Origin of the sequence: Streptomyces sp. NPDC053474 (genome assembly GCF_044544845.1) — a bacterium.
Taxonomy (GTDB): domain Bacteria; phylum Actinomycetota; class Actinomycetes; order Streptomycetales; family Streptomycetaceae; genus Streptomyces.
The window spans coordinates 68,076-90,400 of the sequence record NZ_JBITXV010000007.1; the positions used below are offsets into that span (position 1 = coordinate 68,076).

Below are 22,325 nucleotides of genomic sequence, written 5' to 3' on the forward strand. Positions count from 1 at the left end.
CGCCCGTGCGCCCGCCGCGTTCCATGAGGTAGGGAAGGACCCGCATGCGCAAGATACTCATCGTCGGAGCCGGTCAGTCCGGTCTCCAGCTCGCGCTCGGACTCCAGTCGCAGGGGTACGAGGTCACGCTGATGTCCAACCGTACGGCGGACGAGATCCGTTCGGGACGGGTCATGTCGACGCAGTGCATGTTCGCCACCGCGCTCCAGCACGAGCGCGATCTGGGGCTGAACTTCTGGGAGTCGCAGGCCCCGGACATCGAGGGCGTCGGCGTCTCCGTCGCCGGGCCCGAGTCCGCCCGCGTCATCGACTGGGTGGGGCGGCTCGACGGCCACGCGCAATCCGTCGACCAGCGCGTGAAGATGGCCGGGTGGATGGAGACGTTCGCCCAGCGCGGCGGCCAGCTCGTCATCCACGGCGCGGCCGTCGGCGACCTCGACTACTTCTCGCGCGCCTACGACCTGGTCCTGGTCTCCGCGGGCAAGGGCGAGCTGGTGTCGATGTTCGAGCGCGACCCGCGGCGGTCGCCGTACGCCGTGCCGCAGCGGGCGCTCGCGGTCGCCTACGTCCACGGCCTCGGGCCGCGCCCGGAGCACCCCGAGTTCGACGCGGTCCGCTGCAACCTCGTGCCGGGGGTCGGCGAGCTGTTCGTGATGCCGACGCTCACCACGTCAGGGCGGGCGGACATCGTCTTCTGGGAGGGCGTTCCGGGCGGCCCGCTCGACGTCTTCCAGGGGGTGAAGGACCCCGGCGAGCACCTCGCCCTCACCCTGGAACTCCTGGAGAAGTTCCTGCCCTGGGAGTACGCGCGCGCCACGAAGGCCGAGCTGACCGACGCGGGCGGCACGCTGGCCGGGCGGTACGCCCCCACCGTGCGCAAGCCCGTCGGGCGGCTGCCCTCCGGCGGCCTCGTCCTCGGCGTCGCCGACGTGGTCGTCGCGAACGACCCGATCACCGGGCAGGGGTCCAACTCCGCCTCCAAGTGCGCGGCGTCGTACCTGGCGTCCATCGTGGAGCACGGGGACCGGCCCTTCGACGAGGCCTGGATGGAGGCCGCGTTCGCGCGGTACTGGGAGACCGCGCGGCACGTCACGAAGTGGACCAACGCGATGCTGGCGCCGCCGCCGGAGCACGTCATCGGCCTCCTCGGGGCGGCGGGCGAACTCCAGCCCGTGGCCGACCGGTTCGCCAACGGCTTCGACGATCCGGCGGACTTCGAGGGGTACTTCTACGACGCCGCGCGCGCGGAGGCGTATCTGGCACAGGTGGCCGGGGCGTAGCCGATTCCGGGGGCTCCGCCCCGGACCCCCGCTCTCAAACGCCGGAGGGGCTGTTCATGGCCCCTCCGGCGATCTCGTTGCGCACAGGGGATTGACGGTCTTGCTGACAAGCAGTCTTATAAGAGGTGACCGCAGGTAACCCGCTTCAGACACCTCAGACAGCACCCCGAAGAGCAGGAGACCTCATGACGACCGTGACCGAAGACGGCGAGCTCACCGTTCTGCGGGACGCGCTCGGCCTGCTCAAGGACCGCGAGCAAGTCGCCGTACGGCTCCTGGAGTCCTCCGCCAAGCACTCCTTCGACCCGGACCGGGAGATCGACTGGGACGCCCCCGTCGAGGACGGCAAGTGGTTCTGGCCGCCGGAGCTCGTCTCGCTCTACGACACCCCGATGTGGAAGCGGATGTCCGAGGAGCAGCGCTTCGACCTCGCCCGGCACGAGGCGGCCTCGCTCGCCTCGCTCGGCATCTGGTTCGAGATCATCCTGATGCAGCTGCTCGTACGGCACATCTACGACAAGTCCGTGACCAGCGCGCACGTGCGGTACGCGCTCACCGAGATAGCCGACGAGTGCCGCCACTCGATGATGTTCGCCCGCATGATCCAGAAGGGCAACGCGCCCACGTACCCCGTGACGCGGCTCAACCACAACCTCGCCCGCGTCCTGAAGACCGTCTCGACCACGCCCGGTTCGTTCGCCTGCACGCTGCTCGGCGAGGAGATCCTCGACTGGATGCAGCGCCTGACGTTCCCGGACGAGCGCGTGCAGACCCTGGTGCGCGGCGTGACCCGCATCCACGTCGTGGAGGAGGCCCGGCACGTCCGCTACGCGCGCGAGGAGCTGCGCCGCCAGATGGTGACCGCCCCGCGCTGGGAGCGCGAGCTGACCCGGCTCAGCTCCGGCGAGGCCGCCCGCGTCTTCTCCATCGCCTTCGTCAACCCGCAGGTCTACACGGACGTGGGCCTCGACCGCCGCGAAGCCGTCGCCCAGGTCAAGGCGAGCGGCCACCGCCGCGAGGTCATGCAGAGCGGGGCGAAGCGCCTCACCGACTTCCTCGACGACATCGGGGTCCTGCGCGGCGTAGGCCGCAGGCTGTGGAGGTCCTCGGGCCTGCTCGCCTAAGCACCCCGGCAAAGGGGCGCGGGGAACTGCGCGACCAGCCACGGACGGCCCGCAGGCGTCCACGGTCCCAGGCCCCACCACTCGTACGACAACCCGGTTACCCTGCGGAGCATGACCGCAGCCGTCAGCCCCACCCCTGCGTACCGACGCCTCAGCGTCGAAGCGCGCCGGAGCCAGCTGCTCGCCGCCGCCCTCTCGCTGTTCGCGCACCGCGCGCCCGAAGAGGTCTCGCTCGACGACGTGGCGGAGGCCGCGGGCGTCTCGCGCCCCCTCGTCTACCGCTACTTCCCCGGCGGCAAGCAGCAGTTGTACGAGGCCGCGCTGCGGTCGGCCGCCGACGACCTGGAGCAGTGCTTCGCCGAGCCCCAGGAGGGCCCCCTCACCCAGCGCCTGTCCCGGGCCGTCGACCGGTACCTGGCGTTCGTGGACGAGCACGACGCCGGGTTCAGCGCCCTGCTCCAGGGCGGCAGCGTCGTGGAGACCTCCCGGACGACCGCCATCGTGGACGAGGTCCGGCGCTCCGCCGTCACGCACATCCTCGCCCACATGGACCTCGCCGAACCGGCCGGACCGCGGCTGCGCGCCACCGTGCGGATGTGGGTCACCGCGGTGGAGGCGGCCTCCCTGATCTGGCTCGACGAGGACAAGCGGCCGCCGCTCGACGAGCTGCGGGAGCTGCTCGTCGAGCAGTTCGTGGCCCAGGTCGCGGCCACTGCGGGGCGGGACCCGCAGACCGCCGACGTGGTGCGCCGCGCCCTCGCCCTGGAGAGCCCCGAGGGGCCGGTGGGCGAGCTGGTCCGGCGGATCCTGCCGGTGGTCGCGCAGGCCGCGCACCTGGTGTGACGGGCGCCCGGGGCGCGGGGTGACGGACACTGGGCCGGTGAAGAGTGAAGACACCCCCTTCGTGGGCGGCCCGCTGGACGGCCGCGTGCTCCCGGTCCTGCTCGGGCCGACCGGTCATCCGCCGAAGGTGTACCGGGTCCCGGTGCCGGACGACGCGGGGGGCGAGCCCACGGTGCTCGTCTACCGCCGGGTGGCCGCCGAGTCCGCCAAGCGGTTCGGGCTGCACGCGGGCTGGCGGTACGAGTACGACCCCGACGCGGACCCCTGCGGCGGCCGCCTGCGCGACCTGAAGTGGCCCTGGTCCAAATCTCAGGCCCCTCGGGGCTAGGGCCCGCCCCGCCAGGGCAAGGTGACGCGCCGCGGACCCCTGGTACGAGTGACCCCGTTGCGCCAAGCGCCCACCGCCGGGAGGCGGGCCCCGCCCGGCGGCCGGATGCTCGCGGTGCGCGCCGGAAGGCCCGTCGCGCACCGGAGGTGATGACGTGTCAGGAAGGCTCCTGCGCTGGGCCTGCGCGGGCTCCGCGCTCTCCGCGCTGGTGACGGCGCCCCTCCCCGTGCTGCCACCGGCCCACGCCGCCCCCAGGCCCGCCCCCGCCCCGGGCGAGCGCTCCGTGGCCACCCTGCTGACGGACCTTCAGCGCCTGTACCGCAGGGCCGAGGAGTCCACCGAGACGTACAACGCCACCGAGGAGAAGCTCAAGGAGCAGCGCCGCAAGGTCGCCGACCTCGACCGCCGCCTCGGTGCGGCACGGGCCGCCGCGCGCGACGGCCGCGGCGCCGCGGGCCGCCTGGCCCGTCAGCAGTACCAGAACAACAGCGTGGAGATCTCCTCCTACGTCCGGCTGCTGCTCGCCCGCAGCCCGCGCGGCGCCCTCGACCAGCGCCACGTGCTGCGCCGCGCCGCGGCCGACCGGGCCGCGGCCGTCGCCCGCCTCGCCGACGGCGAGAAGCGGGCCGACGCCCTCGCCCGCGCCGCCCAGCGCGCCCTGGCCGCGCAGGAGTCCCTCGCCCGGCGCCAGGAGCGGGCCCGCGACGGCGTACGGACGCGGCTGCGCGAGGTCGAGGAGCTGCTCGCCTCGCTCAGCACCGAGGAGCTCGCCGCGGTCGGCCGCGCCGAGCGCACCGGCGCGGACGCCGCCCAGCGCGAGCTCGTCGCGTCCGGGGCGCTCGGCGCGCCCGGCGTCCGGCGGGCCCCTTCGGCCCGGGGCGAGCGGGCCGTGCGGTACGCCGTCGAGCAGATCGGCAAGCCGTACGAGTGGGGCGCGGAGGGGCCCGCCACGTTCGACTGCTCCGGGCTCACGCAGCGGGCGTGGGGCGCGGGCGGGCGGGAGATCCCGCGGACCAGCCAGGAGCAGTGGGCGCGCCTGCCCCGGGTGCCGCTGCGGCAGCTGCGCCCCGGCGACCTGGTCGTCTACTTCCCCAAGGCCACGCACGTCGGCCTCTACCTGGGCGACGGGCTCGTGGTACACGCGCCCCGGCCCGGGGCGAAGGTGAAGGTCTCCCCGCTCGCGGCCAACCCCCTCCTCGGCGCGGTCCGCCCCGACCGGGGCGCGGCACCGGTGTCGGACTACGAGCCACCGCGCTTGCCCGCCGGGGCCCGGGCAGGCGCGGACACCGGGGTGGGGCAGGAGCTGCCCTGAGCTACCGGGCCGTCGGTCGCCTGCGGAGCCGTCGTGGCTGGTCGCGCAGTTCCCCGCGCCCCTTCAGGGCGCTCGCGACCGCTCACTCCGCCAGCGCGGCCTCCATGACCGCCCGGGCGATGGGCGCGGCACTCCCCCCACCGCTGATGTCCGCGCGCGCAGCGGCCGCGTCCTCGACGACCACCGCCACCGCCACCGACGGCTCCCCGTCCCCCGGCTTCTGTGCCCAGGAGATGAACCAGGCGTACGGCGTACCGGAGTTGCCGAGCCCGTGCTGCGCGGTGCCGGTCTTGCCGCCCACGGTCACCCCGGGGATCGCCGCGTTCGTGCCGGTGCCCTGCTCGACGACCTCCGTCATCAGCTCCCGAAGGCGCAGCGCCGTGCCCGGCCCCATGGCCTGGTGGAGCGTGCGCGTGCCCGTCGAGTCCACCGTGGTCCCGGAACTGGTGGTGGTCCGCTCCACGAGGTGCGGCGCCTTGACGAAGCCGCCGTTGGCGACGGCCGCCGCCACCATCGCCATCTGCAGCGGCGTGGCCCGGGTGTCGTACTGGCCGATGGCCGAGAGGGCGAGCTGCGCCCGGTCCATCGACGTGTCGAAGGTGCTGGCGGCCACCGACGACGGCACCTTGATCCCGGGGTCGTTGAAGCCGAACTTCCCCGCCGTCTCGACCAGGGCGTCGAGCCCCGTGTCGGCGCCCAGCTTGGCGAACACGGTGTTGCACGACCACCGGAAGGCGTAGCGCAGGCTCGCGTCGGCGCAGCCGGTGACCTCGTTCGACAGGCGCGTGGAGGTGCCGGGGAGCGTGTACGGGTCGGGGGACTTCGTCGGCGCGTCCAGGTCGGTGACCTCGCCCGCGTCGAGCGCGGCCGCCGCCGTGACCACCTTGAACGTCGAGCCGGGCGGATACGTCTGGCGCAGCGCGCGGTTCAGCATCGGCTTGTCGGGGTCGGCGTTGAGCCGGGCCCAGGAGTCCGCCACCGAGCGGCTCGTCCCGGAGAGCCGCTCGGGGTCGTACGACGGGGTGGAGACCAGCGCGAGGATCCTGCCGGTGGCCGGTTCGAGCGCGACCACGGCGCCCTTCTTGCCGTCGAGCCCGGCGTGCGCGGCCCGCTGCACGGCGGCCCTGACGGTGGTGACGACGTCGCCGCCGGGGCTCCGCGACCGGGTGAGGTCGTGCCACAGGGGCAGCGGCGCGAGCATCGGGTCGGTGCCGGAGAGCACGGAGTCCTCGGCGTGCTCCAGGAACGTCGTGCCGTACACCTGCGAGGCGAAGCCCGTCACCGGCGCGTACAGCGGGCCGTTCGTGTACGTCCGCTCGTGGCGCAGCTGCTCGTGGGTGTCCTTGGAGCCGGTGACCGGGCGGCCGTCGACCAGGATGTCGCCGCGGGGCACGGCGAAGCGCTCGATGGCCCGGCGGCGGTTGGCGGGGTTGTCGTCGTACTTCTCGGCGTCGAAGACCTGTACGCGGGTGGCGTTCACGAGCAGCGCCACGAGCAGCAGCAGGCAGAACGCCGCGGCGTGGCGGATGTACCGGGTCACGGGGACGCCTCCTGCCCCGGCCGGGCTCCGGCGGATTCCTCGCCCGCCGGGGCGTGGGCGCGGGCCGAGTCGCTCAGCCGGATGAGCAGCGCCACGATGATCCAGTTGGTGACGACGGACGAGCCGCCCTGGGCGAGGAACGGCATCGCCATGCCGGTCAGCGGGATGAGCCCGGTCACGCCGCCCGCGATCACGAACACCTGGAGCGCCACGATCGAGGCGAGCCCGACGGCCAGGAGCCGCCCGAAGGGGTCGCGCAGCGCGAGCCCGGCGCGGTAGCCGCGCTCCACGAGCAGCGCGTAGAGCAGGAAGATCGCCGTGAGCCCGGCGAGGCCCAGCTCCTCGCCCGCCGTGGCGAGGACGAAGTCCGACTTCGCGGCGAAGCCGATGAGGATGGAGTGGCCGAGCCCGAGCCCGGTGCCGAGCAGCCCGCCCGCCGCGAACGCGAAGAGCGACTGGGCGAGTTGGTTGGGGCCCTGCCCCGCCTCGATGGAGGCGAAGGGGTGCAGCCAGTCCGCGACGCGGCTGTGCACGTGCGGTTCGAGCGAGCCGACCGCGTAGGCGCCCGCCGCCGCGAGCAGCAGGCCGACGGCGATCCAGCCGGTGCGGCCCGTGGCGACGTACAGCAGGACCACGAAGAGCCCGAAGAAGAGCAGCGAGGTCCCCAGGTCCCGCTCCAGGACCAGGACGCCGACGCTCAGCAGCCAGATCGCCACGACCGGGCCGAGCACGCGTCCGGTGGGGAGCTGGACGAACCTCCCCAGGGTGCGGCCGGTGGTGGCGAGGGCGGTGCGGTTGGCCGCGAGGTAGCTGGCGAAGAACACCGCGAACAGGATCTTCGCGAACTCGCCCGGCTGGATGGAGAACCCGCCGACCCGGATCCAGATGCGGGCGCCGTTCACGGCCGGGAAGAAGATCGGCACGATCATCAGCACGAGCGCCGCGACGACGGAGAGGTACGCGTAGCGCCGCAGCAGCCGGTGGTCGCGCAGCAGGACCACCACCGCGACGCACAGGCCGACGCCGATGGTGGACCAGACCAGCTGGGTCGGCGCGGCCCGGTCGCCGGGCGTCTCCAGGTCGAGCCGGTAGATGAGGACGAGCCCCAGGCCGTTGAGGAGCACGGCGATCGGCAGGAGCAGCGGGTCGGCGTACGGGGCGCGCAGGCGTACCGCCAGATGGGCGAGGAGCGCGAGCACGCCGAGCCCGGCGCCGTAGCCGGCGGCGCCGGGCGGGACGGAGCCGGTCCTGGCCAGGCCCACGTCGCAGTAGCCGTAGACCGAGAGCAGGACGGCGACGACGATCAGGGCGAGTTCGGTGCCCCGGCGCCGCGGGACGCGGACCTCCATGCCCGGAACGTAGCAAGCTCCGGGCTTAATGTCCGGTTATGCCCCGCCTGGACTCCGGTGGCTCCGGTGGCTCCGGAGGCTCCCGTGGCTCCCGTGGCTCAGCACCAGCGCGGGGCGGGCCCGATGTTGGCGATGTAGTGCGCGGCGCCCCAGGCCCAGGTGCCGTCGGTGAGGAGGTACCAGCGGTCGTTGCCCTGGATGTGCTCGCCGCGCGTCTTGCAGAAGATGTGCACGATCTTGCCGTACGGCTCGTACCGGACGACCTTGCTGCCCCGCGTGGGCCGGTCGCGCAGGAGCAGTCCGGGCTTGGCGGTGACCTTGCCCTTGTAGCTGCGGGGGTGCTCGTTGCCCTCGGCGGCGAGGGCCGGGGCGGTGGCCAGCGTGGTGGCGGCGAGCGCGCCACCGGCGACGGCTATGCCGAGGCGGGCGGCGAGGGAGCGGGGGCGCAGGGCCATGAGGGTCTCCTCGGGGGAGTGGGTGGACGGCCGGTCCATAGGCCGCGATTCACGCTAAAAGCGACACCCGGCCACCGCAAAGGGTCACGTACGGTCAGACGTCCCCGTCAGGCCCGGACTTCGTCCTGCTCGTCCCCGGAGAGCCGCTCGGCGCCCGGCAGCGTGAGCGTGGCGACCGCTCCCGTCCCTTGCTCCACATTGGTGAAGGTGAGGGTCGCGCCGACCACCCGCGCCTGGCCGAGCGCGATGGTCAGACCGAGGCCGTGGCCCTTGGTGGTGCCCTCGGTGCGGAAGCGCTGCGGGCCGTGTTCCACCAGGTAGTCGGGGAAGCCGGGGCCGTGGTCCCGCACGGTGATCACCGGCCCGTCCACGGTCAGGGACACCGGCGGCGCCCCGTGCTTGACGGCGTTCGCCACGAGGTTGCCGAGCACCCGCTCCAGGCGCCGCCCGTCGCTCTCCACCACGAGGTCGCGTACGACGATCAGTTCCACCTCGGCGCCCTCGGCGCCCGAGGCGCGCAGCACGCGCTCCGCCAGGGGAGCGAGCCGCACCGCGTCCAGGTCCACGCGTTCGTTGCGCGTGTCGAGCCGGGAGATCTCCAGGAGGTCCTCGGTGAGCGTGCGCAGGGCGGCCACCCGGTCCCTGACCAGCTCGGTCGGGCGGCCCGGCGGCAGCAGCTCGGCCGCCGCGTGCAGACCGGTCAGCGGGGTGCGCAGCTCGTGCGCCACGTCCGCGGTGAACCGCTGCTCGCTCAGGAGCTTGCCCTGGAGCGAGGAGGCCATGGTGTCCAGGGCTCCGGAGACCGTGGCCACCTCGTCCTGGTGGCGGCCGGGGTCGCGGGTGCGCGGGTCGTGCACGCGCGCGTCCAGGTCGCCCGCGCTGATGCGGCGCGCGACCCGGGCCGTCAGGTGCAGGCGCCGCGTCACGCGCGTCACCGCGAACGCCCCGACCAGCAGGGTCGCGCCGATCGCGAGCACCGACGAGCCCAGGATCGCCCGGTCGAGGCCGTCGATGGTGCGGGCGCCCTGGGCGTAGTCGACCTCCACGGCGATCGCGCGGCCGCCGTCCGCGGGCCCCGCCGCCCACACCGTGGGCGTCCGGTCGTGGTCGCCGACCATCGTGCCGCGCTGTCCGCCCACGGCGAGGTCGCGCAGGCGGCCCGGCAGGCCCGGCGGGTCGATGCCCGCGCCCGGGCCGAGGCGGCCGCCCGCCTCGTACTGCTTGGTGGCGTCGTCGAGCCGGGACAGGGCGCGCTCGCGGGCCTGGCCCACGGTCTGGTTCGTCACCGCCACGTGCACGAGCACGCCGAGCAGGGCCGCGAGGGCGCAGCACATCACGACGATGAAGACTGCGGCCTTCCACGTCAGGGTCGCCGTCCAGGCGGGCAGGCGCAGCGGGAGCCGGGGGCGGCGCGGCCCGTTCGGGCCGGTCATTCGCCCGCGTCCGGGTGCTCGCCGGAGCTCGGACCTGGGGCCGGGGCCTCCTCGGCGGGGATCTCGGTCATCTCGGGCGCCGGGCTGCGCGCGCCCTTGGGCCGCGGCGCGTCGGTGGAGCGCAGGAACTCGTCGCGGGTCGGCAGCATCGCCCGCTGGTGGCGGTCCCAGGACCAGGCCGTGCGGTACTCGTAGCCGGGGATGTCGGAGGCCGCGCGGAGCACCAGGTCGCGCCCGGCCAGCTCCACGCCGAGCACGGCGTCGGACGTGCCCATGATCTGCGTCAGATGGCCCTTGTCCATCGCGTAGACACGGATGGCCAGCTGCTCCTCGGGCATGCGGATGCCGATGACCATGTCGTCCTTCCCGTCACCGGTGAAGTCGCGGTAGTACGCCTTGAGGACCGGGCACTCCCGGTCCTTCTTGCCGCAGTTCTTCAGGGCGTCCGCGGTCTCCTTGTAGAGCGCGGACGGGCCGCTGTAGTCGTCGGGGTGCGCGGCCGCCTGCGCCTTCACGATGGCGACGGGGCTCACCTTGTGGAGGTCGCCGCCGGGCACCCGCACGCCCGTGACCTCCTCGGTGTCCGCCGTGCCGTAGTCACCGATCGGCGAGGACGCGGGCGGCAGGTCGGGCCAGAGCCGGGTGGGGCCGACGGCCGTGGGGGTCGCGCCCGAGCTGCGCAGGTCGCCCGGGTCGCCGCAGCCCGCGGCGAACGCGCCCGCCAGCAGCGCGACGGCGGCTGCGGCGAGCGCGCTGCGGCGGCTGCGGTTCAACGGCACTCCTGCGGGCCAGGGACGGGGGTGAGGCGCGCGGGGCCAGGAACCGGGGGAGCCTGGTCACCGCACGAGGTCGGCGTAGAGGATGATGTTGTCGGCGCGGTGTCCGTTCCTGATCGGGCCGCCGCATGTCAGCAGGCGCAGCTCCGGCCGGTCGGTCGTCCCGTACACCTTATGGGTTGGAAAGTCTTCCTTGTCGACCTGCTGGATCTCGCGCACCCGGAACCTCGCCGTGCTGCCGTCCGCGCGCGGCACCATGATGGCGTCGCCGACCTTCACCCGGGCCACGTTCCGCATCAGCGCCGGTCCCTTCACGGTGTCGTAGTGCGCGACGAGCACGGCCGCGCCCTTCTGACCGGGCGTGACGCCGCCCGTCCACCAGCCCGGGACCTCCGCCTTCGCGACCGGCGGCACCTCCAGCTCGCCGTCCGCGCCGATGCCGAGGTCCAGCATCTGCGAGGCGTCGACACCGGCCGCCGGGATCCGCAGGCCGGTCGGCTTCGACTCCGCCAGGGGCGCCGGGGCCTGTCTGGCCTGCGTGGTCGCCGCGTTCTTCACGGTCACATCGGGTGCGGCGGCGCTCTGGCCGCCCTGACCGCAGGCGATGAGCCCGACGCCGACGGCGGCGGTGAGGGCGGCGGCCGCGGCGATGCGTCCCGTGCGGCGGCGGGCGGGGGCGGCGGCGTCTTCCTGGGGCTGCGTGGTCATGGGCGCTCCTGGTCTTGCGGGGGAGTCGTCGAGAAGGGGGGCGGCCCGGATCAGCCGTCGGTACGGCCGCGGCGCAGCATCGCAAAGCCGAGGCCCGCGGCACCGGCGGCGGCCATGGCGCCGCCCGCCGCGAGGAACGCGGGGTTCCCGCTGTCGCGCAGCCCCTCGGTGCCCGCGCGGACGCCGCCCTGCGGCGTGGTGGTGTGGGAGGCCGAGGGGGCGGGCGCGGCGGCGAACGCGCCGGTGGCGGGGGTGAGGAGCGCGCCGCCCGCGAGCGCGGCGACGGCGGCGGTCCGGAGGGCGGCGGTGCGGCGGCGGGGATGGCTCACGGTGCGGTCCTTGCGCTCGTGCGGCGGGGCCCGGGGCCCGGTGGGTGCGATGACGGCTACGACGCTAGGCGGCCGCCGTTGCGGCGGTTCGGCGAGTGTGTAACAGCGCGCCATAGCTGTGCGAGCGGTGCCGTTACGGAACCGGGGAGCACGGCGCACGGACCGGGCCCAGCGGGGCGAACCCCGGGCGAACAGGCATGAACTTCCGTGCGGCCCCGTCAGCTTCTTGCCGCGGGCGCGTCCGGGCTGTTCCCATGGTCGGTGGGGTGATGGGGATGAGCGGACTGCGTGTCGTACCGGCGTTCCGGCACGGTCAGGAGCGGCTCTACGTGTGCCGGGCGGACGGCAGGAACGTGGCCTGGTACGACCGTGAGACCGCCCGGGTGAACCTGCTCAGCGCGGCCGAGGAGGAGGACGTCCTGCACGTCCTCGCCCCCTTCCTCACCGGGAACGTGGCGGTCGGGCCGCCCCCCGTGCCCACCCCCGCCGAGCTGGCCAGGCTCTCCCTCCACCCCGACGACGACCTCGCCCCGAACCGGCCCGGCGAGGCGCTGCGCGTCCAGCTCGAACGCGATCCGCCCTCGGCGCGCAGGCTGCGCTCCGACCCGCGCAGCCGGGCCCTCGCCGCCGAGGTCGTCGTCGGCGAGGCCCTCGACCGGCTCGACGCCGTGGGCTGGCACACGCTGCACTCCGTCGGCCTGCCCGGCGGCGCCCGCATCCACCACCTCCTGATCGGGCCCGGGGGGCTCTTCTGCGTCCACGCGGTGCCCGCGCGGCGGCAGCGGGTGCGCGTCACCGACCCCCTGGTGGCGGTCGGCCGCGCCCGGCCCACCCCGCTCCTGCGGGAGCTGCGCGCCGACGCCGCGCGGGCCTCCTTCGCCCTCACCGCCGAGGTCCGCGCCGTCCTCGTGCCCGTCGGCGCGGCCTCCGTCGAGGTCACCGCGGAGCCACGCGAGGTCCATGTGCTGACCGAGGCGGACCTGGCGGGTCTGGCGCGGGCGGGGGGCGTGCTCAAGCCGGCGGACGTGGAGGCGCTGCACGCGCTGGCCCGCGACCGCCACGTCTGGCACCGCGTCTAGGGCCCGGGGTCTTCCCGCCCGGGGGGGGCGGCGGGCGGGCCCGCCCCGGGGGTGTTGCCGCCCCCGCCGCGGGCGGTGCCGCGCTTCCCCCGACCGCTGTGGGCAATCGTCCCGCAGGGCGGGACGGGTGGGCACAGCCTTAGGTGCCGAGCAACCGTGCAACTGGGGTCCAGCCCCGGCGTGGGCTCAGGCCCCGCCCCCGGGAAGCCCCGCCGCCCGCGCAGGGTCCCGCAGCCCCGCGAACAGGTCCCCCACCCGCCCCAGCCGCGCAGCCATATCCGGCGCCCGAAAGACCAGCGCCCCCGCGCCCCCGCAACGCTCCACCTCGCCCCAGGCCAGCGGCGCCGAAACCGTCGGCTCCCCCCGCGCCCGCACCGTGTACGCCGTAGCCGTCGTCTTCGCCGCCGCGTTCTGACTGAAGTCCACGAACACCTTCCCCACCCGCAGACTCCGCGTCATCCGATGCACCACGAGCGACGGCAGCGCCCGCTCCGCCTCCACGGCCAGCTCCTTCGCGTACGCGGAGACCCGCGCGGACGCGACCGGCACCAGCGGCGCGAGCACGTGCAGCCCCTTGCTCCCCGACGTCTTCACGTACACCGAGAACCCGTCGGCGACCAGCCGCTCCCGCAGCCACAGCGCCACCGCGCACGCCTCCACCACGGTCGCGGGCGGCCCGGGGTCGAGGTCGAGCACGAGCCGGTCCGCGAGCCCCGGCGCGTCCGCCCGCCACTGCGGCGTGTGGAACTCCGTCACCAGGTTCGCCGCCCACATCAGCGTCGGCAGGTCCTGGACGAGGATCTGCCGCGCGGGCCCCTCCGAGCGCGGCACCTCGGCCGTCCGCACCCAGGCGGGCGTACCGGGCAGCACGTTCTTGGTGAAGAAGCGCTGCCCCTCCGGCCCGTCCGGGAAGCGGAGGAACGACACCGGCCGGTCGCGCAGCTCGGGGAGCAGCACGTCCGCGACGGTCGCGTAGTAGTGCAGGACCTCACCCTTCGTGAAGCCGCTCGCCGGGTACAGCACCTTGTCGAGGTTGCTGAGCGCGAGCCGCCGCCCCTCCACCTCCGTGATGGGCGTCATACGATGAGAATCCCACGAATCCCGGCAAAGCGTGGTGAAAGGTGCACCGCATGCGCTCCATATGGAACGGCGCCATCTCCTTCGGCCTGGTCAGCATCCCGATCAAGCTGGTGAACGCCACGGAGAGCCACTCGATCTCCTTCCGCCAGATCCACACGGAGGACGGCGGCCGCATCCGCTACCGCAAGGTCTGCGAGCTGGAGGACCGCGAGGTCCCGACCGCCGAGATCGGCAAGGGGTACGAGGACGCCGACGGCTCGGTCATCCCGATCACCGAGGACGACCTCGCCTCGCTGCCGATCCCGACCGCGAAGACCATCGAGATCGTCTCGTTCGTACCGGCGGACCGCATCGACCCGCTCCAGATGGACACGGCGTACTACCTGTCGGCCAACGGAGTGCCCGCCGCCAAGCCGTACACCCTGTTGCGCGAGGCGCTCAAGCGCAGCGACCGCGTGGCCATCGCCAAGTTCGCGCTGCGCGGCCGCGAACGGCTCGGCATGCTGCGCGTCGTCGACGACGTGATCGCCATGCACGGCCTGCTCTGGCCGGACGAGATCCGCGCCACCGACAGCGTCGCCCCGGACGCGAGCGTCACCGTCCGCGACGCCGAACTCGACCTCGCGGACGCCCTCATGGACACCCTCGGCGAGGTCGACCTCGACTCGCTGCACGACGACTACCGCACCGCCGTCGAGGAGATGATCGCCGCCAAGGTCGAGGGCGGTACGACCACCGCCCCCGAGCCCGCGGCCGAGCCGGGCGGCGGCAAGGTCATCGACCTGATGGCCGCCCTGGAGAACAGCGTCCGCGCCGCCCGCACGGCCCGCGGCGAGGCGGACGGCGGCAAGGAGGCCGAGGTCACCGAGCTGCCGACGCGCCGCTCCGCGCGTACGACCCCCAAGCAGGTGGGCGGCAAGAAGTCGACGACCGCGAAGAAGACCACGGCGGCGGCCCCGAAGAAGTCCACGGCGAAGACCGCCACGAAGAAGACGACCGCCAAGTCCGCGACGAAGTCCACGGCCAGATCCACCGCCACCACCGCGAAGAAGGCGCCGACGAAGAAGAAGGCGGCCACGGCCAAGAAGACATCGGCCAAGCGCCGGGCGTCGTAGACCGCCGACCAGCGGGTCACCCGGGCCAACCCGGGGCACCCGGGCCAACCCGGGGCACCCGGGTCACCCGGGGCGCCCGGGTCACCCGGGACCGCAGGGCCTATTCGCACACGGTCACGGCGAAGAGCCCCACCTCCTCCCGTCGGCTCCGTACGTTCTCGAACCCCGCCTCCCGGGCCCAGCCCTCCGTCAGGGCCGCGTTGCGGCACTTCATGATCCACGGCCGCCCCTCCCGGTTGGGCAGCACGTTCGCGATGAAGTCCAGCTGGGGGTGGCGGGTCTGGGTGGTGCAGACGAGGACGCCGCCCGGCGCGAGCAGCCCGCGCAGCCGCTTGAGGGACGTACGGACGGTGTCGTCCTCGAGGAGCAGCTCGTACAGGCCGGAGACCACGATGACGTCCGGCGCCCCGGCCCGCGGCGGCTCGGGGTCGAAGGCGTCCCCGGTCTCGTACGAGACGTTCGTCAGGCCGCGGGCCCGCGCCAGCGACTCGCCCTGGCGCAGCCCGGCCTCCGCGAGGTCGCGGCAGACCACCCGCACCCGCTCGGGCCCGTAGGCCGCGGCCAGGTCGTGCAGGTAGCGGCCGGGCCCCGCGGCCACGTCGAGGACGCGGACCGGGCGGCCGGGGCGCCGTTCGACCTGCTCGCGCAGCACGCGCTGGAGGAGGTCCCGGCGGGCGCGGATGGCGCGCCAGCCGACGGCGTCGAGGTAGACGCGGTCGACGAGGCGGCCGACGCCGAGCGTGCCGCGCGCCCGGTTCACGTACACGTAGTCGAGCATCGTGCCGCTGTCGAAGCCGTGCCGGTAGCCGATGCGGATGCCCGCGGAGGTCTGCCCGACCGTGCGCAACAGGCCCCGGAGCACCGCCCACTTGAGGTTCCGCAGAGGTTTCGTCATGCCCGCAAGCGTCCCGGCCGCGCCGCGCGCCGGACATCCGTACGCCTACTCGGACGGCCCTGAGTAGCCCGCGCGGCGCGGCGGACGGGGAAGGCAACGACGGCGGCTCACGGCACAGTTGCTACCTTGATCCACGATTTTGATCCACGATTCAATTGATGCGACCGGCAACGATGTGAGGATGTGCCGCAGCATCGATCGACATCGATCGATCGGCAAGCGATCGACAGGCCCACGCACCGCAGGAGGTCCCCCGTGACCGGCTCCGACCCCAGACTCGACTCGTCCGCGGAGATACGCGCCCGGATCGACACGAGCAAGCCCCACTCGGCACGCTTCTGGAACTACTTCGTGGGCGGCAAGGACAACTACGAGAAGGACCGCGAGCTCGGCGACCAGATCAAGGAGATCTTCCCCGGCCTCGTCGACGTGGCCCGCACCAGCCGCCTCTTCCTCGGCCGCGCGGTCCGCCACCTGGCGGGGGAGCAGGGCGTCCGCCAGTTCCTCGACATCGGCACGGGCCTCCCGACCGCCGACAACACCCACGAGGTCGCCCAGCGCGTCGCCCCCGACTCCCGCATCGTGTACGTGGACAACGACCCGCTGGTCCTCGCCCACGCCCGGGCCCTGCTCACCAGCACGCCCGAGGGCGAGACGGCGTACATCGACGCCAACATGTACGAGCCGGAGGCGATCCTCACCGAGGCCGCCAAGACCCTGGACCTCTCCCAGCCGGTCGCGCTGATGATCCTGAACACCCTGGGCCACGTCGCCGACTACGAGCAGGCCCGCGACCTGGTCGGCCGCGTGATGGCCGGGCTCCCCTCCGGCAGCTACCTGGTGATCAGCGACTCCACCGCCACCAGCGAGGGCATGATCGCGGCGTCGAACGCCTACAACGAGAGCGGCGCGATCCCGTACTACGTCCGCAGCGTCGAGGAGATCACCGGCTTCTTCGACGGCCTCACCCTGGTCGACCCCGGCGTCACCCAGGTCACCCGCTGGCGCCCCGAGCCCACCACCGACACCACCACGGAGGTCGACGCCTACGCCGGCGTGGCCCGCAAGCCCTGACCTGCGAAGCGGCGCCCGCCCCGACCTCCCGGGCGCCGCCCGCAAACCCATTCCAGAGGACCCCCGAAGAGCTGGTAGGGTTCTACCCGTCACCGCGAACACCGCGACCGACACGCCCCCGTAGCTCAGGGGATAGAGCAACGGCCTCCGGAGCCGTGTGCGCAGGTTCGAATCCTGCCGGGGGCACTCGCCAGTCAGAGGCCAGAAACCATGGCCTGACCAGCGCGGATGCCTTGATGAAACGGCCGAAGTCAGTCTCACTGGCTCCGGCCGTTTCTCGTTGTCCCCCACCGGTTGTGCGTGAGGAGTGCGTGAGCCACGCACGGCTCATTCCGCGTCCGACGACGCCCACCCCATCGTCTTCTCGATCTTCTTGTTGTCCTCCTCCTCGCTGTTGTCGATGAGCCCGGCGTAGTGGCGGTCGATGACCTCAGGGGAGGTACCGGCGCGCCGCGCCACCTCTGCCACGGGGAGGCTGGCGCAGAGCCAGTCCGTGATGCACTTGGCGCGGCCGTCATACGGCTTCTTGGTCAGGAATGCATCTTGGATGGAGGGAAGGCGTACGTCGGGCTTCTTGCCTCGGACGTGTCTGTCGGAGATCTCATCCGCGAGCTCACCCTCCTGGAGTCATTTAACGACAACGGTCGGCGCACCGTCGCCGCCCTGCGCAAAACCCTCATGGGCTACCGCCAGTTGAACCCGCTCCCGAGCCCGCCCCGCCGACGGCGAGCCCCCGCCCCTGCGAACCTTGGAGCCGACATCGGCGAGGTGCGGGACGCCTACCAGGCATCGCGCTTCGGCTTCGCCACGCGGCAGTTGCCGCTTCTCCTGACCGATGCCCCCTACTGGCTGCCCGTGCGTACGCGGGGGCAGAGCGTGAGAGAGCCAACGCCCTGCTGGCGCTGAGGTACCAGGGTGCGGCGATGGTGCTTCCGTTCCGTGACTCACTTCCTGCTGTCGACCGGGCGGTACGAGACCGCCGCGCAGCTCGTGGGCGACGCGGCCGGATTCCTGGAACCAGGGCTCAGTGAGGCGACGCCCTCGTTCCTGTCCGTCTACGGGACCTTGTTCCTGGCCGGGGCGATGGCGGCCGCCCGCGCGGAGGACCGCGCGACGACCCAGGCCTTCCTACGCGAGGCGGAAGCGACGGCAACGCGGCTCGGTACCGAGGCCAACCACATGTCGACCGCCTTCGGCCCACCGACGTCGCCATCCACAAGGTGGCCACGGCCAGGGAACTCGGGGACTGTCAGCTCGTCTCCGACCGCCGCCCACAGATCGATACGGGCGGCCTGCCTGTCGAGCGCCGGGTACGCCACGACCTCGCAGTAGCGAGCGCGCTCACCGCCCGAAACCGCGCCGCCGAAGCACTCACCGTCGTCCTCGAAGCGGAACCGCTCGTACCCGAGCAGGTTCGTGGTGCGTCTGACCGACAGGCTTCGCGTTGTCTGAGGTGATTCGGCGCGGCCACGTAGGCGAGGCCGGGAACGAACACGAGGTCGAAGATGGCGCGTCTGTGCATGGCTGCGGGCGTGCTGTTCTTTGACGCGCAGGGTCACGTCATGGTCTTGGAGCCGATGTACAGGGAGTACCGGGATATCCCGGGCGGGTACGTCGATGCTGGCGAGTCCCCGTTGCAGGCATGTGTGCGGGAGGTCCGCGAGGCGCTGGGCATCATGCCCGGGATCGGTCGTCCGCTGGCCGTCGACTGGGACGCGAGCCCTGCTGAACGCGACAAGGTGCTTTACCTCTTCGATGGTGGAGCTCTACCGGCGCAGCTTGAGGCGCAGATCCAGTTGCAGCGTTCCGAGATCAAGGCGTACGCCTTCCACAGCCTCGACGACTTCGACTCCCTGACAATCCCACGCCTCGCTCGCTCGGGCCGGGCTGTTGTGATCGCCCGTAGTGAGGGCCAGGTGGCCTACCTGGAGCGCGGTTAGCATCCAGAGCGGTAGGGGCCCGAGTCAGGCCTTGGGTGTCCGCGGGGCCGTTCCCGAGTTCATGGAGTGCCCGCATCTGAAACGCTCTGCGCGAGGTCAGTCACGGTACGCAGGATGCCTTGGCCGAAGTCGGTGGGAGCGATCAGCACCCCGAAGGACACCGCTATGGCCAGGACCATCGTCTGGTCGACTCGACTTCTGGCCTGTACACGTCGACGTACGAGCACGACGAGGATGACAGCGAGCAGAACTGCCAAGTTGATCGTCAGTTTCAACGGTCGGTCCTTCCCCCAGGCAGGAACGTCCCAACTTTCCTGTGTAGCCCGAGCCGTGTGACTCGGCGACTCGGATGCCTGTGGTTGACGACAAAGCGCTCATCTGAGGCCGGATCAGCTCCTCGGCTACCCAATGGCGTTTCTGGATCCTTGGACCACCCCCGCACGCGCGGGGACCACCAGTGGGGCTTCCTCGTTCCCGCCGTGATCAAGGGACCACCCCCGCACGCGCAGGGACCACAGGAGCTGGCCAAGCACATCAACGGGGCAGGCCCCCGATTCCGTCCACTTCCGAAGGAACGGGCATTTCACCCCGAGGGCGAGTTGAAGCGGTGCTTCGGATTCTAGGGGCCTGGGCTCCGGAGTCGTGGGCGTGGTTCGAATCCTGCTGGGGTGCTTCGCGTGAAGGGTCTATAGATGCCGCCACCAGCGGCTTCGCGGATGTGCGGAGGGCGGCCGAAGGCCTCCCGCGCCCGGGGCCCCGCACAGGGCCTCAGCGTTCCTCCCGGGGTGCGAGCGCCCCCTCCGTCAGCGCCCCCGCCGCCCCCACATACCCCGCCGGATCGCACCAGCGGTCCAGTTCCTCCCGGGTGACGCGGCCGGTGAGGGCCGGGGACTCCGCGAGGTGGGTGGCCAGGGGGCGGCCGTCGCGGGTCGCGGCCTCCGTGGTGGTGGTCAGGAGGTCCCGCGCGGGCGCTCTGCCCAGGAGGGGGGTCAGCTCCGCGACGAGGCGTTCGGCGACGAGTTGGCCGCCGGTGAGGGCGAGGTTCGCGCGCATGCGGGCCGGGTGTACGACGAGGCCCTCCGTGAGTTCCACCGCGGTGTGCGCGGCGCCGCCCGTCAGGCGCAGGCACTCGCGCAGCGGCTGCCACTCCGCGTGCCACGCGCCTGCCGAACGCTCGTCCTCGGAGAGCAGGCACTGCGTCAGGATGCTTGCCAAAGAGGGGACTTGGAGTGCCGCGCTGCGGATCAGGGTGGTGAGCACCGGGTTGCGCTTCTGCGGCATCGCCGAGGAGCCACCGCGCCCGGGCACGTGCGGCTCGCCGACCTCCCCGACCTCGGTGCGGCTCAGCGACTGCACGTCCACCGCCAGCTTGCCGAGGGCCCCGGCGGTGTGCGCGAGCGCGGCGCCCAGGTCGGCGATCGGCGTACGCAGCGTGTGCCAGGGCAGCACCGGCGCCCGCAGCCCCGTCTCGGCGGCGAACGCCGTCACCAGGCGTTCGGCGTCGGCGCCGTACCCCGCGAGCGTGCCCGCCGCGCCGCCGAGCGAGACTGGCAGGGCGTCCAGTACGACGGCCACGCGGGCGTCCGCGGCGAGCACCAGCTCCCGCCACCCGGCCGCCTTGAGCCCGAACGTGGTGGGCACGGCGTGCTGCCCCAGGGTGCGCCCCGCGACGACCGTGTCGCGGTGGGTGCGGGCGAGCCCGGCCAGGGCCCGCCCGACACGCCCCAGGTCCGCCCGCACCAGCCCGAGCGCGCCCCTGGCCACCAGCATCGCCGCGGTGTCGAGGACGTCCTGGCTCGTCGAGCCCCGGTGGACGTACTCGGCGGCCTCCGGGTCCACCGCCGCCACCGCGCCGGTCAGCGCGCGGACCAGGCCCACCACCGGGTTCCCGCTCTCGCGCGCGTGCACCGCGAGCGCCCGCAGGTCGAACCGGTCGGCCCGCGCGGCCGCGGTGATGGCCCGCGCCGCCCCGGGTGGCACCACGCCGACCGCGGCCTGCGCGCGGGCCAGCGCGGCCTCGGCGTCCAGCATCGCCTGCAACCAGGCCAGGTCGGACACCGCCCGCTCCACGGGGGTCCCGGCGCGCACGGGGGAGAGAAGCCCGGCGTCCACGGCGTAGGGATCCGCGTCCACGGCGTACGGGTCCGCGTCCACGACGTACGGATCCGCGTCCACGGCGTACGGATCCGCGTCGGCGCCGTCCGCCGCGGCGAAGGGCACGTCCCGCTCGGCGGCCTGCCGGTGCCCGGGATCCCGGGGCGCGTTCATACGGCGGCCCCGGTGTGCTCCCGCTGTGCCCCCGGCCCGTGCACGGTCGCGTTCAAACTGAGCCCCCTTCCTCCCAGAACACGGTTCGATCCTGACGGCGGTGGCGGAGGGCTGGCAACGCCCGGCCGCGCCCGTCGTCGTGACGACGCCCCGGCGAACCGTCGTTACGACGGCCCGGCGAACACCTTGCGGATCTTGTTCGACATCCACTCTCCGGCGATCACCGGTGTGCCGCCCCCGCCCGCGCGCAGCGGCTCGATCGTGGCGTCGTGGTTGGGGAGGTAGAAGAACGGGACGGTGAGCCGGGACGAGGTGTCCCCGTCCGGCGGGTTGACCACGCGGTGCATGGTCGAGACCCAACGCCCGCCGGTCCACAGGCTCATGAGGTCGCCGATGTTGACGACGAAGCCGCCCGGGACCGGCGGGACGTCGCGCCAGGTGTCCCCGTTCCGCAGGACCTGCAGTCCGCCGCGGTCGGCCTCCTGGTGGAGGATGGTGAGGCTGCCGAAGTCGGTGTGCGGGCCGCGGCGGAGCTGGCCGGGCAGCGGGGGCTCCAGCTGCGGCGGGTAGTAGTTGACGGCGATGGACGAGCCGTGGCGGTCGAACTTGTCCGCGAAGAACTCCTCGTCCAGGTCGAGCGCGCGGGCGAAGAGCCGCATCAGGTCCGCCGCGAGGTCGGCCATGGCCGCCAGGTACTCCTGCCACACCGCCTTGAAGCCGGGCGGGTTCGCGGGCCAGACGTTGGCCAGCGTCCAGGTCGCCCACTCGTCTCCGAGCCTGCTCCGCTCCTCCTCGTCCAGCTCTCCCGTCGCGTGCGCGGCGAAGGACTCGCACAGGTCGGGCGGCGACTCCTGGCCCAGGCTCCGGGCGGTCGACCCGCCCGAGCGCCGGAAGCCCGAGACCCCGGGCCGGTGGGCGACCAGCTCCTTCTCCTCCCGGGGGAGGGCGAAGAAGGAGCCGGTCACCGCGAACATGCGGTCGATGAGCGTCCGGGGCACGCCGTGACCGACCACGACGAAGAATCCGGAGCTCCCGCACGCCCGGTCGATCGCCGCGGCGACGGCGGCGCGCCCCCGAGCGGTGTCCCTGACGGACAGGTCGATCACGGGGACGAAGCCGTCGGCGGCTGCCGCCACCTGGTCATCCTGCATGCGGTTCCACTCCTGTTCGGGTTCGGGTGCGTACGGATCGAATCGACTCTGTGCGGGTGTGTGTACGGGGTGACCGCGGTGGGTCTCGTACGACTCGGCCGGGCTCACTTGCGTACGACTCGGCCCGGCTCTGCGTGGTGGCGTCCGGCGGGCCCAGCCCCACGCGCCGACCCCCCAAGTCCGTCACATCAACTCGCACAGCGTTCGGGTGACTAGAACGTTGGTCTAGTGAGCCGTGACTGTACT

At 73.2% G+C, this 22,325-nt stretch carries 24 protein-coding genes and 1 tRNA gene; 12 read left to right on the forward strand and 13 right to left on the reverse strand.

Annotated features, from left to right (window positions below):
• The first annotated feature begins 44 nt into the window (after positions 1-44).
• The 5 genes from ACIG3E_RS18005 to ACIG3E_RS18025 all read left to right on the forward strand — a co-directional run bounded on the left by ACIG3E_RS18005 (position 45) and on the right by ACIG3E_RS18025 (position 4,887).
• Positions 45-1,280 (forward strand): styrene monooxygenase/indole monooxygenase family protein, encoded by a 1,236-nt coding sequence (locus ACIG3E_RS18005; RefSeq protein ID WP_399616921.1) that lies wholly within the window; start codon positions 45-47, stop codon positions 1,278-1,280.
• Between the two features lie 185 nt (positions 1,281-1,465).
• Positions 1,466-2,404 carry a diiron oxygenase gene (locus tag ACIG3E_RS18010; RefSeq protein WP_399616924.1) on the forward strand — a complete coding sequence of 313 codons (939 nt, stop codon included), beginning with the start codon at positions 1,466-1,468 and terminating at the stop codon, positions 2,402-2,404.
• Positions 2,405-2,515: 111 nt separating this feature from the next.
• Positions 2,516-3,247, forward strand: a complete 732-nt coding sequence (locus ACIG3E_RS18015; RefSeq protein ID WP_399616926.1) for a TetR/AcrR family transcriptional regulator — start codon at positions 2,516-2,518, stop codon at positions 3,245-3,247.
• 37 nt (positions 3,248-3,284) lie between these two features.
• The gene (locus ACIG3E_RS18020) at positions 3,285-3,575 is read left to right on the forward strand and encodes a hypothetical protein (protein WP_399616929.1); all 291 of its coding nucleotides are present in this window, start codon (positions 3,285-3,287) and stop codon (positions 3,573-3,575) included.
• 154 nt (positions 3,576-3,729) lie between these two features.
• Positions 3,730-4,887, forward strand: coding sequence for a C40 family peptidase (locus ACIG3E_RS18025; protein ID WP_399616932.1), 1,158 nt, complete (start codon positions 3,730-3,732; stop codon positions 4,885-4,887).
• Between the two features lie 82 nt (positions 4,888-4,969).
• On the opposite strand, the gene ACIG3E_RS18030 is transcribed toward ACIG3E_RS18025, so the two are convergent.
• From ACIG3E_RS18030 to ACIG3E_RS18060, 7 genes are all read right to left on the reverse strand, one after another.
• Positions 4,970-6,427, reverse strand: coding sequence for a penicillin-binding transpeptidase domain-containing protein (locus ACIG3E_RS18030; protein WP_399616934.1), 1,458 nt, complete (start codon positions 6,425-6,427; stop codon positions 4,970-4,972).
• Positions 6,424-7,776: an FtsW/RodA/SpoVE family cell cycle protein gene (locus ACIG3E_RS18035; RefSeq protein WP_399616937.1), complete on the reverse strand. Its 1,353-nt coding sequence runs from the start codon at positions 7,774-7,776 to the stop codon at positions 6,424-6,426. The genes ACIG3E_RS18030 and ACIG3E_RS18035 overlap by 4 nt, the downstream gene beginning before the upstream one ends.
• A 98-nt stretch (positions 7,777-7,874) precedes the next feature.
• The gene (locus ACIG3E_RS18040; protein ID WP_399616940.1) at positions 7,875-8,231 is read right to left on the reverse strand and encodes an SH3 domain-containing protein; all 357 of its coding nucleotides are present in this window, start codon (positions 8,229-8,231) and stop codon (positions 7,875-7,877) included.
• Positions 8,232-8,338: 107 nt separating this feature from the next.
• Entirely contained in the window at positions 8,339-9,664 is a 1,326-nt protein-coding gene (locus ACIG3E_RS18045) for an ATP-binding protein (RefSeq protein ID WP_399616943.1), read from the reverse strand.
• Positions 9,661-10,443, reverse strand: a complete 783-nt coding sequence (locus tag ACIG3E_RS18050) for a hypothetical protein (protein ID WP_399616946.1) — start codon at positions 10,441-10,443, stop codon at positions 9,661-9,663. Before ACIG3E_RS18050 ends, ACIG3E_RS18045 begins: the two co-directional genes overlap by 4 nt.
• Before the next feature lie 57 nt (positions 10,444-10,500).
• The gene (locus ACIG3E_RS18055) at positions 10,501-11,148 is read right to left on the reverse strand and encodes a class F sortase (protein WP_399616948.1); all 648 of its coding nucleotides are present in this window, start codon (positions 11,146-11,148) and stop codon (positions 10,501-10,503) included.
• Between the two features lie 50 nt (positions 11,149-11,198).
• Positions 11,199-11,477, reverse strand: a complete 279-nt coding sequence (locus ACIG3E_RS18060) for a hypothetical protein (RefSeq protein ID WP_399616950.1) — start codon at positions 11,475-11,477, stop codon at positions 11,199-11,201.
• A 275-nt stretch (positions 11,478-11,752) separates the two neighbouring features.
• Here ACIG3E_RS18060 and ACIG3E_RS18065 point away from each other — a divergent pair, with 275 nt between their 5' ends.
• Complete coding sequence (locus ACIG3E_RS18065) at positions 11,753-12,556, forward strand: nuclease-related domain-containing protein (RefSeq protein WP_399616953.1); 804 nt, start codon at positions 11,753-11,755, stop codon at positions 12,554-12,556.
• A 186-nt stretch (positions 12,557-12,742) separates the two neighbouring features.
• Here the strand turns inward: ACIG3E_RS18065 and ligD are convergent, their stop codons facing one another.
• On the reverse strand, positions 12,743-13,636 hold the full coding sequence (gene ligD, locus ACIG3E_RS18070) for a non-homologous end-joining DNA ligase (protein ID WP_399616955.1): 894 nt from the start codon (positions 13,634-13,636) through the stop codon (positions 12,743-12,745).
• 50 nt (positions 13,637-13,686) lie between these two features.
• On the opposite strand from ligD, the gene ACIG3E_RS18075 reads away from it, so the two are divergent.
• Positions 13,687-14,751, forward strand: coding sequence for a Ku protein (locus ACIG3E_RS18075; RefSeq protein ID WP_399616958.1), 1,065 nt, complete (start codon positions 13,687-13,689; stop codon positions 14,749-14,751).
• A gap of 100 nt (positions 14,752-14,851) precedes the next feature.
• Here the strand turns inward: ACIG3E_RS18075 and ACIG3E_RS18080 are convergent, their stop codons facing one another.
• Entirely contained in the window at positions 14,852-15,646 is a 795-nt protein-coding gene (locus ACIG3E_RS18080; protein WP_399616961.1) for a class I SAM-dependent methyltransferase family protein, read from the reverse strand.
• A gap of 255 nt (positions 15,647-15,901) precedes the next feature.
• Between ACIG3E_RS18080 and ACIG3E_RS18085 the strand changes: the two genes are divergently transcribed.
• Complete coding sequence (locus ACIG3E_RS18085; RefSeq protein WP_399616964.1) at positions 15,902-16,720, forward strand: SAM-dependent methyltransferase; 819 nt, start codon at positions 15,902-15,904, stop codon at positions 16,718-16,720.
• Positions 16,721-16,834: 114 nt separating this feature from the next.
• Positions 16,835-16,906 (forward strand) — tRNA-Arg (locus ACIG3E_RS18090).
• Positions 16,907-17,047: 141 nt separating this feature from the next.
• On the opposite strand, the gene ACIG3E_RS18095 is transcribed toward ACIG3E_RS18090, so the two are convergent.
• A complete protein-coding gene (locus ACIG3E_RS18095) occupies positions 17,048-17,188 on the reverse strand; it encodes a hypothetical protein (RefSeq protein ID WP_399616967.1) in 141 nt (46 codons plus the stop codon).
• A 117-nt stretch (positions 17,189-17,305) separates the two neighbouring features.
• Here ACIG3E_RS18095 and ACIG3E_RS18100 point away from each other — a divergent pair, with 117 nt between their 5' ends.
• The 3 genes from ACIG3E_RS18100 (at position 17,306) to ACIG3E_RS18110 (ending at position 18,660) form a co-directional block, all read left to right on the forward strand.
• Positions 17,306-17,626, forward strand: a complete 321-nt coding sequence (locus tag ACIG3E_RS18100) for a hypothetical protein (protein ID WP_399616969.1) — start codon at positions 17,306-17,308, stop codon at positions 17,624-17,626.
• A gap of 33 nt (positions 17,627-17,659) precedes the next feature.
• A complete protein-coding gene (locus tag ACIG3E_RS18105; protein WP_399616972.1) occupies positions 17,660-18,052 on the forward strand; it encodes a hypothetical protein in 393 nt (130 codons plus the stop codon).
• A gap of 188 nt (positions 18,053-18,240) precedes the next feature.
• Positions 18,241-18,660: an NUDIX domain-containing protein gene (locus tag ACIG3E_RS18110; RefSeq protein WP_399616975.1), complete on the forward strand. Its 420-nt coding sequence runs from the start codon at positions 18,241-18,243 to the stop codon at positions 18,658-18,660.
• A gap of 59 nt (positions 18,661-18,719) precedes the next feature.
• On the opposite strand, the gene ACIG3E_RS18115 is transcribed toward ACIG3E_RS18110, so the two are convergent.
• The 3 genes from ACIG3E_RS18115 to ACIG3E_RS18125 all read right to left on the reverse strand — a co-directional run bounded on the left by ACIG3E_RS18115 (position 18,720) and on the right by ACIG3E_RS18125 (position 22,079).
• Entirely contained in the window at positions 18,720-18,935 is a 216-nt protein-coding gene (locus tag ACIG3E_RS18115) for a hypothetical protein (RefSeq protein WP_399616978.1), read from the reverse strand.
• A 493-nt stretch (positions 18,936-19,428) separates the two neighbouring features.
• Positions 19,429-20,814, reverse strand: a complete 1,386-nt coding sequence (gene pcaB / locus ACIG3E_RS18120) for a 3-carboxy-cis,cis-muconate cycloisomerase (protein WP_399617804.1) — start codon at positions 20,812-20,814, stop codon at positions 19,429-19,431.
• A gap of 278 nt (positions 20,815-21,092) precedes the next feature.
• Complete coding sequence (locus ACIG3E_RS18125) at positions 21,093-22,079, reverse strand: isopenicillin N synthase family dioxygenase (protein WP_399616981.1); 987 nt, start codon at positions 22,077-22,079, stop codon at positions 21,093-21,095.
• Positions 22,080-22,325: the final 246 nt, after the last annotated feature.

Coding starts and splice junctions, on each gene's coding strand:
- ACIG3E_RS18005 (WP_399616921.1), top strand. CDS start 45: ATGCGCAAGATACTCATCGTCGGAGCCGGTCAGTCCGGTCTCCAGCTC.
- ACIG3E_RS18010 (WP_399616924.1), top strand. CDS start 1,466: ATGACGACCGTGACCGAAGACGGCGAGCTCACCGTTCTGCGGGACGCG.
- ACIG3E_RS18015 (WP_399616926.1), top strand. CDS start 2,516: ATGACCGCAGCCGTCAGCCCCACCCCTGCGTACCGACGCCTCAGCGTC.
- ACIG3E_RS18035 (WP_399616937.1), bottom strand. CDS start 7,776: ATGGAGGTCCGCGTCCCGCGGCGCCGGGGCACCGAACTCGCCCTGATC.
- ACIG3E_RS18040 (WP_399616940.1), bottom strand. CDS start 8,231: ATGGCCCTGCGCCCCCGCTCCCTCGCCGCCCGCCTCGGCATAGCCGTC.
- ACIG3E_RS18045 (WP_399616943.1), bottom strand. CDS start 9,664: ATGACCGGCCCGAACGGGCCGCGCCGCCCCCGGCTCCCGCTGCGCCTG.
- ACIG3E_RS18055 (WP_399616948.1), bottom strand. CDS start 11,148: ATGACCACGCAGCCCCAGGAAGACGCCGCCGCCCCCGCCCGCCGCCGC.
- ACIG3E_RS18065 (WP_399616953.1), top strand. CDS start 11,753: ATGAGCGGACTGCGTGTCGTACCGGCGTTCCGGCACGGTCAGGAGCGG.
- ligD (WP_399616955.1), bottom strand. CDS start 13,636: ATGACGCCCATCACGGAGGTGGAGGGGCGGCGGCTCGCGCTCAGCAAC.
- ACIG3E_RS18075 (WP_399616958.1), top strand. CDS start 13,687: ATGCGCTCCATATGGAACGGCGCCATCTCCTTCGGCCTGGTCAGCATC.
- ACIG3E_RS18080 (WP_399616961.1), bottom strand. CDS start 15,646: ATGACGAAACCTCTGCGGAACCTCAAGTGGGCGGTGCTCCGGGGCCTG.
- ACIG3E_RS18110 (WP_399616975.1), top strand. CDS start 18,241: ATGGCTGCGGGCGTGCTGTTCTTTGACGCGCAGGGTCACGTCATGGTC.
- ACIG3E_RS18125 (WP_399616981.1), bottom strand. CDS start 22,079: ATGCAGGATGACCAGGTGGCGGCAGCCGCCGACGGCTTCGTCCCCGTG.